The sequence below is a fragment of the Streptomyces sp. NBC_01426 genome, assembly GCF_036231985.1.
Classification (GTDB): Bacteria; Actinomycetota; Actinomycetes; order Streptomycetales; family Streptomycetaceae; genus Streptomyces.
This window is the reverse complement of record NZ_CP109500.1, coordinates 2,076,491-2,094,506: the sequence shown is the minus strand read 5'-3', so window position 1 is coordinate 2,094,506 and position 18,016 is coordinate 2,076,491. Positions and strand designations below refer to the sequence as shown.

Below are 18,016 nucleotides of genomic sequence, written 5' to 3'. Positions count from 1 at the left end.
GAACGTCATGGCGTACGAGGTCGAGAAGACGGACGAGCAGTGGCAGGCGGAGCTGACCCCGTCCGAGTACCAGGTGCTGCGCCTCGCCGGCACCGAGCCCGCCTTCCGCGGTGAGTACACCGACACCAAGACGGAAGGCGTCTACTCCTGCCGGGGCTGCGGCTCCGAGCTGTTCCGCTCGTCGGAGAAGTTCGAGTCGCACTGCGGCTGGCCGTCCTTCTTCGACCCGAAGGACACCGACGCGGTCGAGCTGATCGCCGACACCGCGCACGGCATGGTCCGCACCGAGGTCCGCTGCGCGAAGTGCGGCTCGCACCTGGGCCACGTCTTCGAGGGCGAGGGGTACCCCACCCCCACCGACCAGCGGTACTGCATCAACAGCATCTCCCTGCGGCTGAGCCCCGACGCGTCCTGACGCGCCACCCCGTGCCCGTGTCGACACCCCGGTGACGGCACGGGCACGGGCGGGCCGGGAGATCACCCGGTCGTTCGCCGGCCGATCTCCCGGGCCGCGCTCACTTGCGTACGACGGCCCGCGCCCCGCCGAAGTCCAACTCCAGCCCGGAGCGCAGCGGAACGGTCTGGCCCGGGGCGATCTGTTGCGTACCGCCGTCGGCCCGGGTGCCCGTCCAGGTCCCCGACGACCGGTTCGCCAGCCCGAACCGGCCCGGCTTCCGCGGGTGTTCGGTCAGCTCGGCCACCAACGTCCCGTCCCCGTAGTCGTGCCGGGACGGTTCCGGCGCCAGGTGGTGCGCCTGCACCCGCGAGTGCCGGTGCAACAGGATGTGGTGCTCGGTGCGCGGCGGGGGAGTGGTCAGCACCAGCCGGGGCGGCAGCAGCAGCGCGTTCCCGCAGCTCCAGCAGTCGCCCGCGACGGCGCCCCGGGGCTCGGTCATGTTCTGGCGCCCGCAGTGCGCGCACTCCACCACCGAGTCGAGCACCGCCCGCAGGGTGTCCCGCCACTCCGATTCCCGGACCCGGGCCGCCGGATCGACCAGACCGACGGTGAAGTTCCGCGTGAACAGGGCGTGCAGGGAAGCCGGCGCCGCCGCCCAGGTGGCGAGCACCGTCGCGTGCTCGACGGGGTCCGGGGCGTTGGCGTCGTCCCGCGGATCGAAGACGAACAGCGGCCGCTTCCCGTACAGCTTGCGCTCGGCGGCCTCGTCCAGGCAGCGGATCTCCAACTCCAGCTTGCCCTTCAGCGGATGATGGTTCATCAGCAGCATGAACAGCAGCACCGACAGGGAATGCAGATCGCTCTGCGTCCCCGGTCGGGCCCCGGGGTCGCCGCGGACCAGTTCGGGAGCCATGAACGCCATGGTCCCCGAGATGCCGGTGCTGTCCCCCTCCACCACCGCGTTGTCGTTGTCGCAGACCAGCACGTCCCCGGTCAGCGGATCGAAGAAGATGTTCCCCCAGGAGATGTCCCGGTACGCGATCCCGCGCGAGTGCAGCGCCTGGTACGCCTCGACGGTGTAGAGGCAGGCGGTGAGCAGGGCCCGGGGGGTCGTGCGCAGCGCCCGGCGGAACAGCAGCGGCAGCCCCTTGAACCGCTCGGGCCGGACGTCCATCAGGTAACCGAAGCCGCCCCGGTGGTCGGCGACGAACTCCCGCGGCCACAGGAACCGGTCGTCGTCGAAGTCCCGCTCCACCAACTGGCGCACGATGGCCTGCTGTTCCGGGGTGGCGCAGGACGGGTAGTACCACTTCAGCGCCTGGTCCCCGGCCGGGGTCCGCACCCGGTACACCTCCCCCTGGCCGCCCGAGCCGAGCAGGTCGAAGACCTCCAGGGCGGTGCCGCTGTCCGTGGTCAGCGACGTTCCGCTGTCGAGCATGCCGCTCATCGATCACTCCCGTGCGGTTCCGTCGGTACGTCGTGCGGCGCCGGGTGCGCCGTCGGAGGGGCGGTCGGATGCCAGGCGGCCACCAGGGTGGTGTCGTCCCCGGAGTGCCGTGAGGCCTTGCCCAGCCACTGCGGCAGGTCGGCCCGCACGCGGGACGCGCCGTCCTGCGCCAACCGGTCCTCCAGCCCCGCGATGAACTGGCGAAAGCCCAGGTCGTCGGTGAAGCTCTTGGACAGCCCGTCGGTGGAGCAGGCGATCAGCAGGGGGAGCCGCGCCGGTTCGGTCACCGGATCCCAGTGCGTGCGGACCCGCAGCCAGGCGCGCGGCGTGCACAGCGACTCCGTCTCGTCGCCCAGGTCGGCCTCGGCGGGCGCGAGGGGCACGCTCACCGATCCGGCTCCGGACATCACCGTCAGCTCGCCGTCCCCGAGCTGCCAGGCCGCGAAGACCCGGGGGGTGAGGACCGCGCCGACGAACGTGCTCCCGTACAGCAGCACCTTGTCGTCCTCCGACACCCCCGGCTCCTCGTGGGTGCGGTGCCGCTCCCAGTGGCCCAGCACCTTCTCCCGCCAGGCGTGGACCAGTTGGCGCGGGAAGGTGTGCTGCGCGTAGTGCATCAGCCAGGCCAGGCTCGGCGGACGGTCGTCACCCGGCGGGTGGGCGAGCCGGCCGAACAGCCGGGCCTCCGCGACGAAGAGGTCCACCGCGTAGTGGGAACCCTGATGGCTGCGCGCGTGCACCGCCGAGCCGTGGCCGTCGGCCACCGCCATGATCAGCGGCTCCTGCGCGCTGCCGTTCCCCTCGACCTCGCAGTAGTCCTGGTTGCGCGCCTTGTGCGCGCCCTGGACGCTCTCGCGGAACGTCTCCCAGTGCTGCGCGGCGGGCACGGGGGACGCGTGCCTCCCCGGGGGCGCGGGGTCGCTCACCATACGTCGCCTTCGTCGTCGTCCAACGTCAGCGGGGCGAACGGGGGCTGCTTGGTCAACGTCACGTCCCCCGGCCCCGCCATCGGCTGCGACGCCGCCTTCACCGCGGCCGTCGAGGCCCACCGGATGGCGGCGGCGAGCTGCTTGGGACTGTTCGCGTCCAGCGGCTGGAGCTCCGGGTTCCCCAGGAACTCCTGGAGCACCGTGCGGTCGGCGTCCGCGCCGATCGCGATGGCCACCCGGACCGCCTTGCGCCCCCACGGGGTCGCGTCGACGGCCCGCAGCCCCGACTTCCAGTCGTCCGTGGGAACCCCGTCGGAGACCAGCGCCAGCACCGGCTTCAGGGCCCGCTGCGGCATCGGCGGCGTCTCCAGCTCGCGCGCCGCCAGGTGCAGGGCCTCACCCAGGTTGGTCATCCCGTCGACCTGGACGTCCTGCCAGGTGAACTGTTCCACGGGCACCGGGTCCTGGTGGTGCCACCGGGCGGTCGTCGAGAACGTCATCGTGCGCAGCATCAGTTGGGCCGCCGGATTGTCCTGCGCGACCGCGCGCATCTCCGGAACGGCCTCTCTGATGGCGTAGTTGAGCTGGCCGATCTTCTCGCCCTGCATCGAGTACGAGCAGTCGAGCAGCCAGATGAAATGGACGGGCCGGTGCGCCATGGCCCCGCCGGGGATGTCACTCACCACATACCTCCCTCGAACCTCACATGAGACAAAGAACAGGAATCACGACGGCGGCGACCGCGACCACCGCGACCGCCACCCCGAGCAGGACCAGCATCAAGCGCCGCCCCCGCACGATCTGCGGTGTCACCGTCACCCGGATCCACCTCCCCCGTCCCGCGGAACGAGCGCGCCCACGCGCAGCCCGGTGCGGGACAGCAGCCACAACACGGGCTCCGCCGCGCGACGTTGCTCGGAAGGAAGGGCCCCCGCGCCCGTCGCCGCACGGGCGCTCACCGCCCAGTACCGGTCGGCCGCGAAGTCGTGCCCGAGCGAGCTGACCAGGTCGTCCAGGCCGATCGCCCGGAGCCAGGCCTCGACGGGGGGCGTCGGCGGCGGCAGCGAGGTCAGCCGGTCCAGCACGTCCCGTTTGGTCACCACCGTCGCGACCGGCAGCCTCGCGCGCCGGCCACCGAGACCCTGGAGTTCCCCGGTGACCCCCGAGTACGTCTCCACCGGGCCCAGGTCGGCGGGCCGGGCGGCGGCCGCCAGCTGGTGGTCGCCCGCCCGCAGGGAGCGGCGTACGACGGGCGAGGCCAGCACGTCCGCGACCAGCACCACGCCGTCCGCGTGGGCGAGGTACCCCTGACGGCGGACGACGTCCGCGTCGCGCAGGGACTCGCCCATCGGGTCGTACAGGTACAGCAGTCGGCGGCGGCGGCCGTGACCGATCAGCAGCATCAGCGCGCGCGGCTGCCCGCCCTGGGTCTTCAGGGCCCAACCGGACGCGTCCAGACGGGTGTGCGACTCGTGCCGGTCGGCGGGCGTGGCGTACTCCACGGTCAGCGCGGACTCGTACGACCAGGACCGCAGCCCGTCGAGCATCGCCGCCATCAGCATCGTCTTGCCCGCGGAGGTGCCGCCCACCAGCGGCAGGTGGACCACGCGGGTGGTGCCGATCGCCGCCGGGAGCGACTGGTCGCAGTACGGGCAGCGGGTGGCCAGCTTCCGCCGCCCGGTCAGGGCGGTCGTCGGCAGTCCCCGGCCGCACCGGCAGACGTGCCGCAGCGCGCCGAACCGGCCGGGGCGCAGCTCGCGGTGGGCCGCCCGGCAGTCGGGGCACACGTGCACGGCGAGCGGGAACGGCCGGTAGCAGTCGGGATAGGGGCAGGTCATGCGGATGCCGCGGGTCAGCCGCCACAGCGCGTCGGCGGTCCGTCCGGCCAGTACGCCGGCCAGCGCGACGAGCGCGACCAGGACGAGCTGCACGGCGAAGACCAGGGCCACGCCGAGCAGCAACACCGCGGACAGCGCGGCCGACAGGACGGCGGCCACGGTGTAGCCCGGCACGAGCAGCCGGAAGAAGAGCCGGCCGAAGGCACTGCCGGCGAGCTCGTCGGTCCCGCCGTGCCGGCCCCGGAGCAGCCGGTCGCGGATCACGGTGGAGAGCCAGTGCCGGGCGAGGAGGTACCGGACGGTGAGCGCGGCCTCGTTCACGGCGGCCCGGGAGTCCCACCACATCTGGCGGGCCCAGTAGGCCGGCCGGGCGGGCTCGCCCCCCGGGGCCGCGAAGAGCCGGGGATCGACCGCCCCGGGCGTGCGCGGCCCGAAGGCGGCGGCCGCGGCGTCGCGCAGCGCCAGGGCGAGGAACTGCCACAGCGCGTACCCCAGACACACCGCGCCGCCGATCACCCCGGTCGCGACGAGGAAGAACCACAGGACGGAACCCGTCACGCCGGCCCACCCCCCGCCCGGCCGTCCTCGGGGGCGTCGTCGTCCCCGGGGCCGACGGGAGGCACCGGCCCGCCCGACGCGGGCGGCCGGGTCGGGCGGGCCGGGACCGCCGACCCCGCGGCCCGGGGGGTGACGCCCGCCCAGTCGCCCCCCGCCGGCCCGTCGGGACGGGCGGGGACGTCGGGTGCGGGCGACGGCACCGGGCCGGCGGGCCCGGGCGGCTGCCGCCGGCGCCGGGAGGACGGCTTCAGCCGGTCGCGCAGCCGGCCGAACGCGCCCGGACGCTGCCAGGTGCGGAACTCCTCGGCCCAGCGGCCCCCCAGCCGGTTCAGCTCCTCCTCGACCGCCGCCGACTCCGCGGGAGCCAGCCCCCGCACGACGGGCCGCAGCACCCGGTCGAGCAGGTCCGTACGGGCCTCCTGCCAGACCGGGCCCGCCTGCGGCTGGGAGGACCAGGCGGTGAAACAGTCCGCCAGCCGGCGCGGGGAGCGCCGCAGCCGTTCCAGGACCGCCGGATCGCGTGCCAGACGCCGGTACGCGGCCAGCAGCTCGACGTCGTTGCTCTCGATCAGCGCCCGCAGGTCGCCCTCGGTCCGGTCGTCGCCGAGCAGCCGCCGTGCCACCGCCGCGTACGCGTGGTCCCTCGGCCCCGGTTCCGGGTCCAGGCTCCGCAGGTCCAGCGCCATCCGGACCCAGCCGGGTCCGGCCGTGCCCGCCCGCAGGTTCCGGGCCAGCTCCAGCAGCAGCAGCGACGGCCGCAGCGGCTCGGGCAGCTCCGCCCGGAACTGTTCCAGCAGCTTCGCCGCCAGCTCCGCCGCCGCCGCGTCGTCGGCCGGCGCCCGCACGGCGGCCTGCGCCAGCGTCCCGCAGGTGCCGGCCTCCACGTGCGGCGCGGCCCCGGTCGTCGACAGCAGCAGCGCGGCCTCGGCCGCGCTCGGCGGCTCCCCGTCCCACACCAGCCGCATCGCCGTCCGCAGCACCAACGGGTCGGCGTAGATGCCGGATCCGCTCCGCTCCACCAGGGTGTACAGAGCCGCGACCCGGTCCGGCGCCGAGGCCGGCACCTCGGGGGCCGCCGCGCACATGTGCAGGTACGGCACCGGGTCCGCCGCCCGCAGCCGCAACCCGGTCCGGGCGAACACCCGCACCCCCGCCGCCGGATCGCCCACCACGAAGGCGTTCAACCGGTTGAGGAGCAGGTGCCGCAGCGCGGGCAGCTCCGTCAGCGCGGCCCGCGCCCCCTCCCCGTACGCCCGCTCCGGCTCCGCGAGCAGGGCCAGCGCCAGCTTCCGCGCCACCTCGGGCAACAGTTCGGTGGCGTCCACCCCGATCGCGGCGGCCACTCGCAACAGCCCGGCCCGCTCACCCGGTTCGCGCTCCGGGTCGGCCAACGCCACCCGCAGTTCCGGTCCCAGTTCGGCGGCGAGCCGGCCACGGGTGGCCGCGCCCAGCACGCCGACCGGCGGCGGGGGACCGGCGCCGCGGACCGCCTCGGTCAGCGCCAACGCCACCAGCGACTCGTACGCGGCGGGCCGACCCCGGCCGTCCAACGCCGCCAGCAGCCGCCCGCAGGCGGCGGTCTCGGCCGGCGACCGGTCCCCGACCGGCCGCGCCAGGGCCTCGGCCAGCGCGTGCAGCCGCCCCTCGTCCAGCGCCGCCCGATGCTCCGCGGCCCACTCGGCCGCCGCCGTCCGGCCCGCGGAGTCCAGGGTGATCCCGGCGGCCAGGGCCAGCGCCGCCAGCGGGCCCGCGTCGTAGGGCCGGCCCGGCGGCAACCGGCGTACCTCCGCGAACAGTTCGTGGCGGCCCGCCGGCCACACCCGTGCGGCGGTGTCGGCCCACACGTCCCCCGAACCGGTGCCCGCGTCCGCGCCGGTGCCCGGCCGCACGTCCTGGTCGGGGGCGCGCGTGCCGTCGTACAACCGGTACCGGTGGTCCTGCCCGCCCAGGCCCGCGCCGTCCTCGGGCAGCACGCCGATGATCCGGTGCCGGGCGAGCAGGGGCCGCCGGGTGTACGTGGTGAAGGTCAGCCACTGACCCCGCTGGTGCGGCAGCACGCTGCACGCCAGCATGATCCAACGCGCCACGGCCGTGCTGTCCCGCTCCACCAGCACCACCTGTGGGGCCGCCGGGTCCTCCGCGAGGCGCCGCACGTCGGCGAAGAAGCCCGCCAGCCAGGGCCTGCGCGCGGCGACGAACTCCGCCAGCCCGGCCGCGTCGTACCGGCCCGGCGCGGGGACCTTCTCCAGCGGCGCGGGCGGGCCGCCCGGCGGGGTGTCCGAGGCCCACTGCGGCGAACCCCAGGAGGTGATCGGCAGGGCCCCCTTGGTCGGCCCGGAATCGGCGGGCTGCGGCAGGTGCACGGCGTGGGTGTGGAAGTTGCCCCACCGGCCGCTGTAGTCCGCGCCCGTGTACACCGAGCGGGCCAACAGCCGGCTGCCGTCCGACAGCACGCTCAGGCTCAACGCCTCCGGGAAGGAGGCGAGTTGGTCCTCGGTGGGGCGGTCGGGCGCGTCACGGGGCGGCTCGTACCCGATCAGCTGCTCCGCCTCGCGCAACAGGGACACCGGCGCTCCCGGACTGACCGCGGTGAAGCGGAAGCCGGAGCCGTCGGGGCCGGGCGGGGCGGAGGTGTAGTGGAGCTGTACGAGGTTCACGCGCCCGCCTCCGAGCCGGCCGACCCCGCCGAGCCCGCCGGGGCCGCGCCGTCGAAGGCGCTCGCCCCGTCCGGACCCGAACCCCCGACCCCCGACGCCCCGCCCGCACCCGCCGCACCCGCGCCCGAAGGCCCCGCGCCCGAAGCCCCGGCGCCCGGCGCCCCGGCGCCCGGCGCCCCGTCCCGGCCCCGTGTCCCGCCCTGGCGCCGGGGCAGCAGGCCGCCCAGCCCCAGCAGCCACAGCAGGGGATCCTCCACCCGCCACGGCTGCGGTCCCGACCGCGGCGCGTCCGCCGGTGCGTGCGCGGGCGGCGGCGAGCCGAGCGCCGACAGCCCGAACAGGGAGAACCGGGCGAAGTCCCGGTCCAACTGCCGCGTCAACGCCCCCGAGTCCCAGCCCTCCAACAGGTCGCGGACCTCCTCGTGCACCGCCAGCCGGTCGTTCTCGTCGACCGCGCCGCCCGAGTGATCGCCGTTGCGCAGCAGCGGCGAATGCGGGTCCAGCAGCGGGAGCAGGGAGTCCGTCTTGGTGACGGCGACGGCCACCGGCGTGGTGACCCGGCCGCCCGTACTGCCCCGACCGTGCGCCCGCAGCTGCGCCGCGAGGTCGGCGGCGATCTGCTGCGGCGGGGTGTGCAGGGCGGGCAGCGCCGCGCCGGCGTCCCTGGGCAGCCGGTCGCGCACGGCCCGACTCTGCAGGGGGTCGACCAGCACGATGATCCCGTCGGCGGCCGCCAGGTAGCTGGTGTAGCGGTTCATCGCCTCGGCGTCGGCGAGGTCCTCGCCCGCCGCGTCGAAGAACACCAGCGCCGTGTGCCGGCTGCCGTCCGCGCGCATCCGGCGGGGCCGGGGCAGGCTCAGCCGGTAGAGCAGCGGGTCGTTGAAGCCGAGCGCCACCGGCCTGGTGGCCTGCGGGAGCCGCAGCCGGTCGTACAGGTCCTCGGCCATGTCACGGTCCCGGCGCTGCGTCTCGCCGCCCATCGGGGTGAGCGAGGCCCCGTACGCCCGGCCCACCCGACCGCGCAGCTCGTTCACCAGCACCGACACGTACGTGCTCTTGCCGGAGGCCTTCGGGCCGAGCAGGGCGATGATCCGGGTGTCCTGGTCGCAGTAGTCGCCGGGGAAGTCGCTGTGGCAGCGCAGGCACACCCGGACCGAGGTGGACACCCCGCAGTGCGGGCAGTCCGCGCGCGAGCCGCGCCGGCCGCGGAACGCGCGCGAGCCGGGGCCGGCGCCCGCGATCCGGGAGACGAGGTCGCGCGGTGCCTCGAAGACCGGGCCGCGGGCCGCGCGGCCCGGCGCCACGCCGGGCCCCACGAACTCGGCCCACACCGTGTCCTGTTCGGCGGTGCACGGTTTCCCGCCGCGTACACCGGTGGCCGACATCTGGCAGCGGAAGGCCAGCCGGGACGCCGGCGACCGGTCGAAGCAGTAGGGGCAGACGACGGACGTCATGTCAGCGGACCACCAGGGAGGTGAGGGGAGGCTCTTCGAGCCGGACGGTGGCGGCGCCGCCGCCCAGGAGAAAACCGCGCAACGCGTACGAGGGGCCCCGCGCGCCGAGGTGGATGTCCTGCTCCACCGTCCCGGAGGCGGCGAGTTCGGCGCCGCCGATCCGGCACACGGGCGTGCCGTCGGACGGGTCGCGCGGCCGGGCCGGGTCGCATTCACCGGCGCCCCGGGCGATCAGCACGAAGTCGGGCAGCTCGGTGCCGTCCGGCCGCCCGCCCGGGGCCGACAGGGTCAGGAGCAGGCGGGCCGGCCCGCGCCGCAGCCCGCGCCGGCCGCCGGGCCGCACCCGGTAGGCGATCGACAGGTCGGCCGGCAGCTCGATCCGCTCCCCGGGATCCGGTGCGGCGACCACCGAGCGGGCGTGCCGCGGGGCGCTGTACGCGGTGATCCGCAGGGCGCCCGGGCCGGCCGGGACGTGCAGGCCCTCGCGCAGGAACACGCTGCGCGCCACGGGGAACTCCGTGCGCCCGCCGTCCTGTTCGACGACGACCACCACCTGTCCCGCGTCGGCCGGCCAGTCGAAGGTGACCCGGGCCCGCCCCCCGGGCGTCCGCCGGACGGCCAGGCCGGCCACCGGTTCGGGCGTCTCGATGAGCACGCTCGGCCCGGCCAGGGCCCGTTCCCCGAGCACGGCGACGGCCGTGACGCGCACCGGCGCCCCGCCCGGCGGCCGGTTCCCGTCGCGCGGTGCGGGCAGTCCCGCCGCGACGAGTTCCGCCCCCGGCTCGGGGGCGTCGCCGGGCCACTCCACGAGCCGTACGTCGGCTCCCTCGCCCCCCGTCCAGGCGAAGGACAGCCCGCCCGGCGCGCGGGCGTCTGCGGTCAGGGTGCGTACCGGCGCGGGCCACGGGTGCACGGTGACGCGGGTCTCGACGCCGGGGGAGAGGATCTCGGGCAACCCCGGCGGTCGGTAGCGGGCCCGCACCCGCACCAGGTGCTCGCCGACGGCCAGCCCCTCGGCGCGGCCGTCCCGCAGCTCCCGGGTGCTCCCGTCGGGCCCGGTGAGGTCGGCGCGGGCGCCCGCCGCGCCCGCCGGGACGGACCAGGACGCCTCGATCCGGCCCGGCCCGTCGTCGCAGCGCAGCCCCGTGACCTCGGGCGCGTACAGCAGTGCCGGGGAGATCAGGGGCGGCCCCGCCGCCGGCACCGCCACGTAGCGGACCTCCCGGCCGAGCGGCGCCGACGGATCCGTCAGCAGGCCGCCGCGCGGCGACCCGGGCAGTTCCGTGAGGGGTTCCCCCGCCGGCGCGCCGCGCGTCAGCCGCAGCACCCGCCCCCAGTCCCCGGCGGGTCCGCCGCCGTCACCCGCCGCGGGCGCGTCGGCCGGCGACCGCCGCAGCTCGACGCGCCCCGCGACGAGCCCGACCTCCAGCCGGGCCCCGCGCGCCGGCGTGGTGTCCGTACCGTCGCCCGCCGGCCCGGCCCCGTCCGACCGGCGGGTGCGCACCAGGCCGCGGATCGCGCGCGGGCAGTCCCCGGCCAGCCGGGCGGCGTCCAGGTACCGGGTCGCGGCCCCCTCCCGGTCGCCCCGCTCCTCGTACCGTCGAGCGGAGTCGAGGAGGGCGTCGGTGTCCCGGACCCGGCGGGCCAGCGCGTCGATCCGCGCGGCCAGTTCGCGGTCGGGGCCGGCCGGCGGCAGCGCGGCGGCGAGCCGGGCGGCGGCCCGCGTCCGTGACGCCCGCCAGTGGTCCTCCAGCGCCTCGGCGGCCGCTCGTTGGCCCTCGCCCAGTCGGGCCCGCGCGGCGGCCGCGCGCACCAGGGCCGGTGCCTCGTCGGCGTCCATGCCGAGCCCGCACGCGGTGTCGGGGTGTTCGCCCCGCGGGTGTTCGTGCAGCAGCCGGGTCAGTTGGTACAGCAGGACCCGGCGCAGGGCGGCGGGATCGGCCCGCTGGATCCGGGCGAGGCGCCGCAGCAGTGCGGCGGCCTCGGGTTCGGCGTCGGCCGCCCGTACAGCCGCCAGCGCCTCCAGCGCGGGGGCGTCCACGTGGCGGCGGCGTCCGCGTCCCTCGACGGTGAAGATCCCGTCGAGCACCCGTAACCGGCCGCCGGGCGGTACCAGCAACTCGCCGAGGTGTCGTAAGCCCAGGCCCTGTTGCACGGCGAGGAGTTCCCCGTACCGTGCCACCAAGGGAGCCAGCGGCAGGCCGAGCAGGGCATGGGAGGGCCCGAGGGCATGCCCGAACTCCGTCCCCGCCATCCGTCTGCGCCCCCCGTGCAGTGTGTGGGAGGTCATTTCAGCAGATGTACGGCTGCTTCGGGAGGGCTTTCCTCAGGGCTTTCCGTTCGCCCGCTGTACGGCACAAGGTCAGACAGGGATCTCCGTCCGGTACCCCGGGACCGCTGTCCTTGGGGCGCCCCTCGACTTCCCCTCACCCCCAGAGGACCTCACCCCATGGCTGAACTCAACCGTCGCAGGTTCCTGCAGATCGCGGGCGGTACGGCCGCCGCCACGATGCTGAACGAGAGCATCGCCCGCGCCGCCGCCATCCCGGCGCAGGGCGGCACCGGAACGATCCGGGACATCGAGCACATCGTCGTCCTCATGCAGGAGAATCGTTCCTTCGACCAGTACTTCGGTTCGATGAAGGGCGTTCGGGGCTTCGGCGACCCGCGCCCCGTCCTCCAGGACAACGGAAAGTCGGTCTTCCACCAGTCCAACGGGACGAAGGACATCCTCCCCTTCAACCCGCAGGTGGACGACCTGGGCATGCAGTTCGTCGAGGGCCTCAACCACGACTGGGCCGGCGGCCACGCGGCGTACAACAACGGCAAGTACGACAAGTGGGTCCCGGCCAAGACGGCCACGACGATGTCGTACATGACGCGGAACGACATCCCGTTCCACTACGCCCTCGCCGACGCGTTCACCGTCTGCGACGCCTACCACTGCTCCTTCATCGGAGCCACCGACCCGAACCGCTACTACCTGTGGTCCGGTCACACGGGCAACGACGGCACCGGCGGCGGACCGGTCCTCGGCAACCAGGAAGCCGGCTACGGCTGGAAGACCTACCCGGAGCGGCTGGAGGCGGCCGGGGTCTCCTGGAAGATCTACCAGGACGTCGGCGACGGCCTGAACGCCGCGGGCCACTGGGGCTGGATCGGCGACGCCTTCCGCGGCAACTACGGCGACAACTCGCTGCTGTACTTCAACTCCTACCGCAACGCCCAGCCCGGCAGCGCCCTCTACGAGAAGGCCCGCACCGGCACCGACGCCAAGGCCGGCGAGGGGTACTTCGACCGGCTGCGCGCCGACGTGGTGAACGGCACCCTGCCCCAGGTCTCCTGGATCGCCGCGCCCGAGGCCTTCAGCGAGCACCCGAACTGGCCGGTCAACTTCGGCGCCTGGTACATCTCGCAGGTGCTCGACGCGCTGACCGCGAACCCGGCGGTGTGGGCGAAGACGGCCTTCTTCATCACCTACGACGAGAACGACGGCTTCTTCGACCACGTCGTGCCCCCGTACCCGCCCACCTCGGCCGCCTGGGGCCTGTCCACGGCGGACGTCACGAAGGACCTGTACGCGGGCGGCGGGGGCTACGCCGCCGGCCCCTACGGACTCGGCCCCCGCGTCCCGATGATCGTCGTCTCCCCGTGGAGCAAGGGCGGCTACGTCTGCTCCGAGACCTTCGACCACACCTCGGTGATCCGCTTCATGGAGAAGCGGTTCGGGGTGCGGGAGCCCAACATCTCGCCGTGGCGCCGCGCCGTCTGCGGGGACCTCACCTCGGCCTTCGACTTCACCAAGGCGGACGCCTCCCCGGCGGCCCTGCCCCCCACGGCCGACTACCTCCCGCCGGACCACAACGCGCACCCGTCCTACCACCCGGTGCCGCCTGCCACCGGCGCCCTGCCGAAGCAGGAGGCGGGCTCCAAGCGGACGCGCGCGCTGGGCTACCAGCCGTACGTGGACGGCAAGGCCACCGTCGCGACGGGCAAGTTCACCCTGACCTTCGCCTCCGGGCCCACTCTGGGCGCCCACTTCCACAGCACCTCCGGCAACCGCACGGACGGGCCGTGGCCCTACACGGTCGAGGCGGGCAAGACCCTCTCGGACACCTGGAGCACCAGCGCCTCCACCGGGAACCAGATCAACCTCACGGTCTGGGGTCCGAACGGTTTCCTGCGCACCTGGAAGGGCCCCGCCGCGAAGGCCGGCCCCGAGGTCACCGCCCGCCACGACGCGACCGCCGGCAACCTCGCGCTGACCCTCGCCAACGCGGGCACGGCCGCCGTCAACCTCACCGTGACCAACACCTACGGCGGCGCGCCGCAGACCTTCAAGGTCAACCCCGGTGCGACGGTGACCCACTCGGTCGACCTGCGCGCCACGGGCCGCTGGTACGACGTGAAGGTCGTCTCGGACGCCGACGCCGACGCCGGCTTCCTGCGCCGCTTCGCGGGCCACGTCGAGACGGGAGCCCCGGGCGTCTCCGACCCGGCGATCAAGACCGTGTGACGCGGTCCCCGGCCGCGTGGGGCGGTCGCCGCCCCGGGATCGGAAGGTCCCGGGGGCGGTGGCCGCGCACCGTGCGGGATGTCGACTTCACGGTGTGATGGTAGGCCCGGTGGGCAGAACGTAGGGCGTCGAGATCCTCACGTTCCGTCACCGAGGGAGAACGCATGGCCATCGCCCACCGCAGGATCGGCACCGGACCCGTCCGCGTGATCGTGTTGCACGACTGGTTCGGCACGTCCGCCAACTGGGGTTCGGTACTGGACCACTTGGACCCGGGGGAGTTCAGCTACGCCTTCCTCGACTACCGCGGCTACGGCGATCGCCGGGACGTCGCCGGCCGGTACAACCTCGCCGAGATCGCCGACGACGTCCTCGACCTGGCCGACCAGCTCGGCTGGGGCACCTTCTCCCTCCTCGGCCACTCCATGGGCGGCAAGGCCGCCCAGCAGGTGCTGGTCCGGGCGCCCGAGCGGATCGAGAAGCTGATCGGCGTCAATCCGGTCCCGGCCGGCCCCTACCCGATGGACGACGCCACCCACGCGCTCTTCCACGGCGCCGCCGCCGACGAGGACAACCGGCGCGCCATCCTCGACCTCGTGACCGGCAACCGCGCTACCCGCCACTGGATCGACCGGATGTCCGCCCACTCGATGGCCGTCTCCCTGCCCGAGGCCTTCGCCGCCTACCTCGCGAGCTGGGAGTCCCTCGACCTGTCCGCGGCGGTCAAGGGCAACACCGTGCCGGTGCTGGTCCTCGTCGGGGAGTACGACCCGGCACTGAGCGTCGAGGTGATGCGCGCCACCTGGCAGACCTGGTACCCGCACTGTCGGATCCAACCGCTGCCCGGCGCCGGCCACTACCCGCCGCACGAGACGCCGGTCGCCTTCACCGCCGCGATCGAGGCCTTCCTGCGCGGCTAGAGAGGGGTCGTCTCCGCCCCCGGAAACGCCGGTGAGGGGTACGAGGAAACCTCGTACCCCTCACGGGATCCCACAGGGTGAGTGACGGGACTTGAACCCGCGGCCACCTGGACCACAACCAGGTGCTCTACCAACTGAGCTACACCCACCACGAAGGGCGGCGGACCACCCGTTCGATGTGCAAGCACAGCATAGCCGATCAGCGGGGTGCTCCCGCGACGCCATTTCCCCGCCCGCCGGCCTCCCCGCCCCACCCGTCCCGGCCCCGCCCCGGCGGTTTCCGTGCGGCGCGGCCCCTGCCGCCGTCGCGTGCCGCACGGCAGGATCCCCCCATGGACCTCGACCCGCTCCTCGCCGACACCGAGCCCTTCACCGCCGCCGACTACGCCGCCCGGATGGCCGCCGCCGCGCGGGCCGCCGCCGAGGCGGGGCTGGCCGGTCTGCTGATCGCCCCCGGGCCCGACCTCACCCACCTCACCGGGTACCGGCCCGTCGACACCGAGCGGCTGACCCTGCTCGTGCTCGCCGCCGACCGGGAACCGGTGCTCGTCGTGCCCGCCCTGGAGGCCCCCGACGCCGCGAAGGCCCCCGGTGCGGGAGCCCTGACCCTGCGCGACTGGGCCGACGGGAAGAACCCGTACGACGCCACCGCGCCCCTGCTCGACGCGACGGGCCGCTTCGGTGTGAGCGACAACACCTGGGCCCTGCACCTGCTCGGTCTCCAACGCGAGTTGCCCGGGACCGCGTACGCCCCGCTCACCGACGCCCTGCCGATGCTCCGCGCCGTGAAGGACCGGCGGGAACTGGCCCGGCTGGCGGCCGCCGGGGCCGCGGCCGACGCCGCGTACGCCCAGATCCTGCACGTCCCCTTCGCCGACCGAAGGGAGAGCGACGTGGCCGCCGACCTGGCCGCGCTGCTGCGCGTCCACGGTCACTCGCAGGTGGACTTCACCGTCGTCGGCTCCGGCCCGAACGGCGCCAACCCCCACCACGAGGCCGGCGACCGCGTCATCCGGCACGGGGACATGGTGGTCCTCGACTTCGGCGGGCTCCTGCACGGCTACGGCTCCGACATCTCCCGCACCGTCCACGTCGGCGAGCCCACCGCCGAGGAGCGGCGGGTCCACGACGTCGTCCGCGAGGCGCAGCAGGCGGGCGTGGCGGCCGTCCGGCCCGGGATCGCCTGCCAGGACGTGGACCGGGCGGCCCGCGCGGTGATCACCGAGTTCGGCTACGGGGACCGTTTCATCCACCGCACCGGCCACGGCATCGGCGTCACCACCCACGAGCCGCCGTACATGATCGAGGGCGAGGAGCAGCCGCTGCTGCCCGGCATGTGCTTCTCCGTCGAGCCGGGCGTCTATCTGCCCGGCCGCTTCGGCGTCCGCATCGAGGACATCGTGACGGTGACCGACGACGGCGTGCGCCGCCTCAACAACGCCCCGCGCGAGCTGGCGATCGTCGAGTAGCCCGAGCCACTTCGAGACGGGGCCTACGGGCCCAGCACCACCGCCGACTCGCCCGGCACGTGGATGCGGCCGTCGGGGCCCGGGTGGTCGACGGGCTCCCAGGCGGCCAGCACCCGCACCCCGTTGCGGCCCAGGGCGATGGTCACCGGCTCCGGCGAGAAGTTCACCGCCACCCGGACCTCGCCGCGCCGGAACGTCACCCAGCGGCGCTCCTCGTCGTGCGCGACCCGCACCGCAGCGAGGTCCGGGTCGCGCAGGTCCGGATGGGTGCGCCGCAGTGCGATCAGCGACCGGTACCACTCCAACAGGCGGGTGTGCGAGGGCTGTTCGGGCTCGTTCCAGTTCAGGCAGGACCGGTCGCGGGTCGCCGGGTCCTGCGGGTCGGGGATCTCCTCCGCCTTCCAGCCGTGCGCCGCGAACTCCCGCCGGCGACCCGTCCGCACGGCCTCCGCGAGCTCCGGGTCGGGATGGTCGGTGAAGTACTGCCACGGCGTGCCCGCGCCCCACTCCTCGCCCATGAACACCATCGGGACGAAGGGGCCGGTCAGCGCCACCGTCGCGGCGCACGCCAGCAGGCCCGGGGACAGGGAGGCCGACAGCCGGTCGCCCAGCGCCCGGTTGCCGATCTGGTCGTGGGTCTGGGTGTAGCCCAGGAAACGGTGCGCCGGCGTGCGGCGGCGGTCCACGGGCCTGCCGTGGGTGCGGCCCCGGAAGGAGGACCACGTGCCGTCGTGGAAGAAGGCCCGGGTCAGGGTCTTGGCGAGGGCGCCGATCGGGGCCTCGGCGAAGTCGGCGTAGTAGCCCTGGGACTCGCCGGTCAGCGTGCAGTGCAGGGCGTGGTGGAAGTCGTCGTTCCACTGGGCGTGCAGCCCCAGCCCGCCGACGGACCGCGTGCTCGTGACGCGCGGGTCGCACTGGTCGGTCTCGGCGATCAGGAACAGCGGGCGGGCGGTCTCCGCCGCCAGCTCGTCCACGGCCGCAGCCAGCTCCTCCAGGAAGGTGAGCGCCCGCCCGTCGGCCAGCGCGTGCACGGCGTCGAGGCGCAGACCGTCGATCCGGTAGTCCCGCAGCCAGGCCAGGGCACTGCCGATGAAGTACGCGCGGACCTCGTCGGAACCGGGAGCGTCCAGGTTCACCGCCGCACCCCAGGGCGTGTGGTGGGTCTCCGTGAAGTACGGCCCGAAGACGGGGAGGTGGTTCCCGGAGGGCCCCAGGTGGTTGTGGACCACGTCCAGGACCACGCCCAGCCCGGCGGTGTGCGCCGCGTCCACGAACCGGGCCAGACCCGCCGGGCCGCCGTACGGTTCGTGCACCGCCCAGGGCGCCACCCCGTCGTACCCCCAGCCGTGCCGGCCCGGGAACGGACACACCGGCATCAGCTCGACGTGCGTGACGCCCAGCCCCGCCAGGTACGGCAGGCGCGCCGCGGCGGCGTCGAAGGTGCCCTCCGGGGTGAACGTCCCGACGTGCAGCTCGTACAGGACCGCGTCCTGGAGCGGGACGCGGGGCGCCGGCGCCGTCGGGTGCAACGCGGCGACGTCGACGACCGCGCTGTGGCCGTCCGGCCCGTGGGGCAGCCGGCGCCCGCGCGGGTCCGGGCGCACCACTGGATCGTCACCCAGCAGGAACCCGTACTCGTCCCCGTCGGCGGCCGGCGCGTCGACCAGCCACCAGCCGTCCCGGCCCGGTTCCGGGTCGGGTGTCATCTCGTAGGCGGTGTCGTTCAGTCGCATGGCGACCCGACCTGTCAGCGGTGCCCACACCTCGAACTGCACGGACGGTCCCCTCGTCTCGGGCGGTGCCCAGCCTGCGTTGTGCGCCCATCATCCCG

General features: G+C 74.8%; 12 protein-coding genes and 1 tRNA gene. 4 read left to right on the top strand and 9 right to left on the bottom strand.

Features of this window, described 5'->3' with window-relative positions; translation table 11 throughout:
* The first annotated feature begins 7 nt into the window (after positions 1-7).
* Complete coding sequence (gene msrB, locus OG906_RS09085) at positions 8-415, top strand: peptide-methionine (R)-S-oxide reductase MsrB (RefSeq protein WP_329441611.1); 408 nt, start codon at positions 8-10, stop codon at positions 413-415.
* Between the two features lie 100 nt (positions 416-515).
* Here the strand turns inward: msrB and OG906_RS09080 are convergent, their stop codons facing one another.
* The 7 genes from OG906_RS09080 to OG906_RS09050 form a co-directional block, all read right to left on the bottom strand.
* Positions 516-1,844, bottom strand: coding sequence for a protein kinase domain-containing protein (locus OG906_RS09080; protein ID WP_329441609.1), 1,329 nt, complete (start codon positions 1,842-1,844; stop codon positions 516-518).
* Positions 1,841-2,731 carry a protein phosphatase 2C domain-containing protein gene (locus OG906_RS09075; RefSeq protein ID WP_329441607.1) on the bottom strand — a complete coding sequence of 297 codons (891 nt, stop codon included), beginning with the start codon at positions 2,729-2,731 and terminating at the stop codon, positions 1,841-1,843. Before OG906_RS09075 ends, OG906_RS09080 begins: the two co-directional genes overlap by 4 nt.
* Positions 2,732-2,766: 35 nt before the next feature.
* The gene (locus OG906_RS09070; RefSeq protein ID WP_329447973.1) at positions 2,767-3,432 is read right to left on the bottom strand and encodes a vWA domain-containing protein; all 666 of its coding nucleotides are present in this window, start codon (positions 3,430-3,432) and stop codon (positions 2,767-2,769) included.
* Positions 3,433-3,588: 156 nt separating this feature from the next.
* Positions 3,589-5,169, bottom strand: coding sequence for a TRAFAC clade GTPase domain-containing protein (locus OG906_RS09065; RefSeq protein ID WP_329441605.1), 1,581 nt, complete (start codon positions 5,167-5,169; stop codon positions 3,589-3,591).
* Positions 5,166-7,826, bottom strand: a complete 2,661-nt coding sequence (locus OG906_RS09060; RefSeq protein ID WP_329441603.1) for a GTPase-associated protein 1-related protein — start codon at positions 7,824-7,826, stop codon at positions 5,166-5,168. Before OG906_RS09060 ends, OG906_RS09065 begins: the two co-directional genes overlap by 4 nt.
* Complete coding sequence (locus OG906_RS09055; RefSeq protein ID WP_329441601.1) at positions 7,823-9,280, bottom strand: TRAFAC clade GTPase domain-containing protein; 1,458 nt, start codon at positions 9,278-9,280, stop codon at positions 7,823-7,825. Before OG906_RS09055 ends, OG906_RS09060 begins: the two co-directional genes overlap by 4 nt.
* 1 nt (position 9,281) lies before the next feature.
* Positions 9,282-11,570, bottom strand: coding sequence for a hypothetical protein (locus OG906_RS09050; protein WP_329441600.1), 2,289 nt, complete (start codon positions 11,568-11,570; stop codon positions 9,282-9,284).
* A gap of 159 nt (positions 11,571-11,729) precedes the next feature.
* Here OG906_RS09050 and OG906_RS09045 point away from each other — a divergent pair, with 159 nt between their 5' ends.
* Positions 11,730-13,796, top strand: a complete 2,067-nt coding sequence (locus OG906_RS09045; RefSeq protein WP_329441598.1) for a phosphocholine-specific phospholipase C — start codon at positions 11,730-11,732, stop codon at positions 13,794-13,796.
* 164 nt (positions 13,797-13,960) lie between these two features.
* Entirely contained in the window at positions 13,961-14,716 is a 756-nt protein-coding gene (locus OG906_RS09040) for an alpha/beta fold hydrolase (protein ID WP_329441596.1), read from the top strand.
* A 76-nt stretch (positions 14,717-14,792) separates the two neighbouring features.
* Here the strand turns inward: OG906_RS09040 and OG906_RS09035 are convergent.
* A tRNA-His gene (locus OG906_RS09035) sits at positions 14,793-14,865 on the bottom strand.
* A gap of 183 nt (positions 14,866-15,048) precedes the next feature.
* On the opposite strand from OG906_RS09035, the gene OG906_RS09030 reads away from it, so the two are divergent.
* Positions 15,049-16,185: an aminopeptidase P family protein gene (locus OG906_RS09030; RefSeq protein WP_329441594.1), complete on the top strand. Its 1,137-nt coding sequence runs from the start codon at positions 15,049-15,051 to the stop codon at positions 16,183-16,185.
* A gap of 23 nt (positions 16,186-16,208) precedes the next feature.
* Here the strand turns inward: OG906_RS09030 and treZ are convergent, their stop codons facing one another.
* Positions 16,209-17,960, bottom strand: coding sequence for a malto-oligosyltrehalose trehalohydrolase (gene treZ, locus OG906_RS09025; protein ID WP_443067366.1), 1,752 nt, complete (start codon positions 17,958-17,960; stop codon positions 16,209-16,211).
* Positions 17,961-18,016 lie beyond the last annotated feature (56 nt).

Excerpts from the sequence above, each read along its gene's own strand:
- msrB (WP_329441611.1), top strand. The coding sequence starts at position 8 with ATGGCGTACGAGGTCGAGAAGACGGACGAGCAGTGGCAGGCGGAGCTG.
- OG906_RS09080 (WP_329441609.1), bottom strand. The coding sequence starts at position 1,844 with ATGAGCGGCATGCTCGACAGCGGAACGTCGCTGACCACGGACAGCGGC.
- OG906_RS09070 (WP_329447973.1), bottom strand. The coding sequence starts at position 3,432 with ATGGCGCACCGGCCCGTCCATTTCATCTGGCTGCTCGACTGCTCGTAC.
- OG906_RS09055 (WP_329441601.1), bottom strand. The coding sequence starts at position 9,280 with ATGACGTCCGTCGTCTGCCCCTACTGCTTCGACCGGTCGCCGGCGTCC.
- OG906_RS09050 (WP_329441600.1), bottom strand. The coding sequence starts at position 11,570 with ATGACCTCCCACACACTGCACGGGGGGCGCAGACGGATGGCGGGGACG.
- OG906_RS09045 (WP_329441598.1), top strand. The coding sequence starts at position 11,730 with ATGGCTGAACTCAACCGTCGCAGGTTCCTGCAGATCGCGGGCGGTACG.
- OG906_RS09040 (WP_329441596.1), top strand. The coding sequence starts at position 13,961 with ATGGCCATCGCCCACCGCAGGATCGGCACCGGACCCGTCCGCGTGATC.
- OG906_RS09030 (WP_329441594.1), top strand. The coding sequence starts at position 15,049 with ATGGACCTCGACCCGCTCCTCGCCGACACCGAGCCCTTCACCGCCGCC.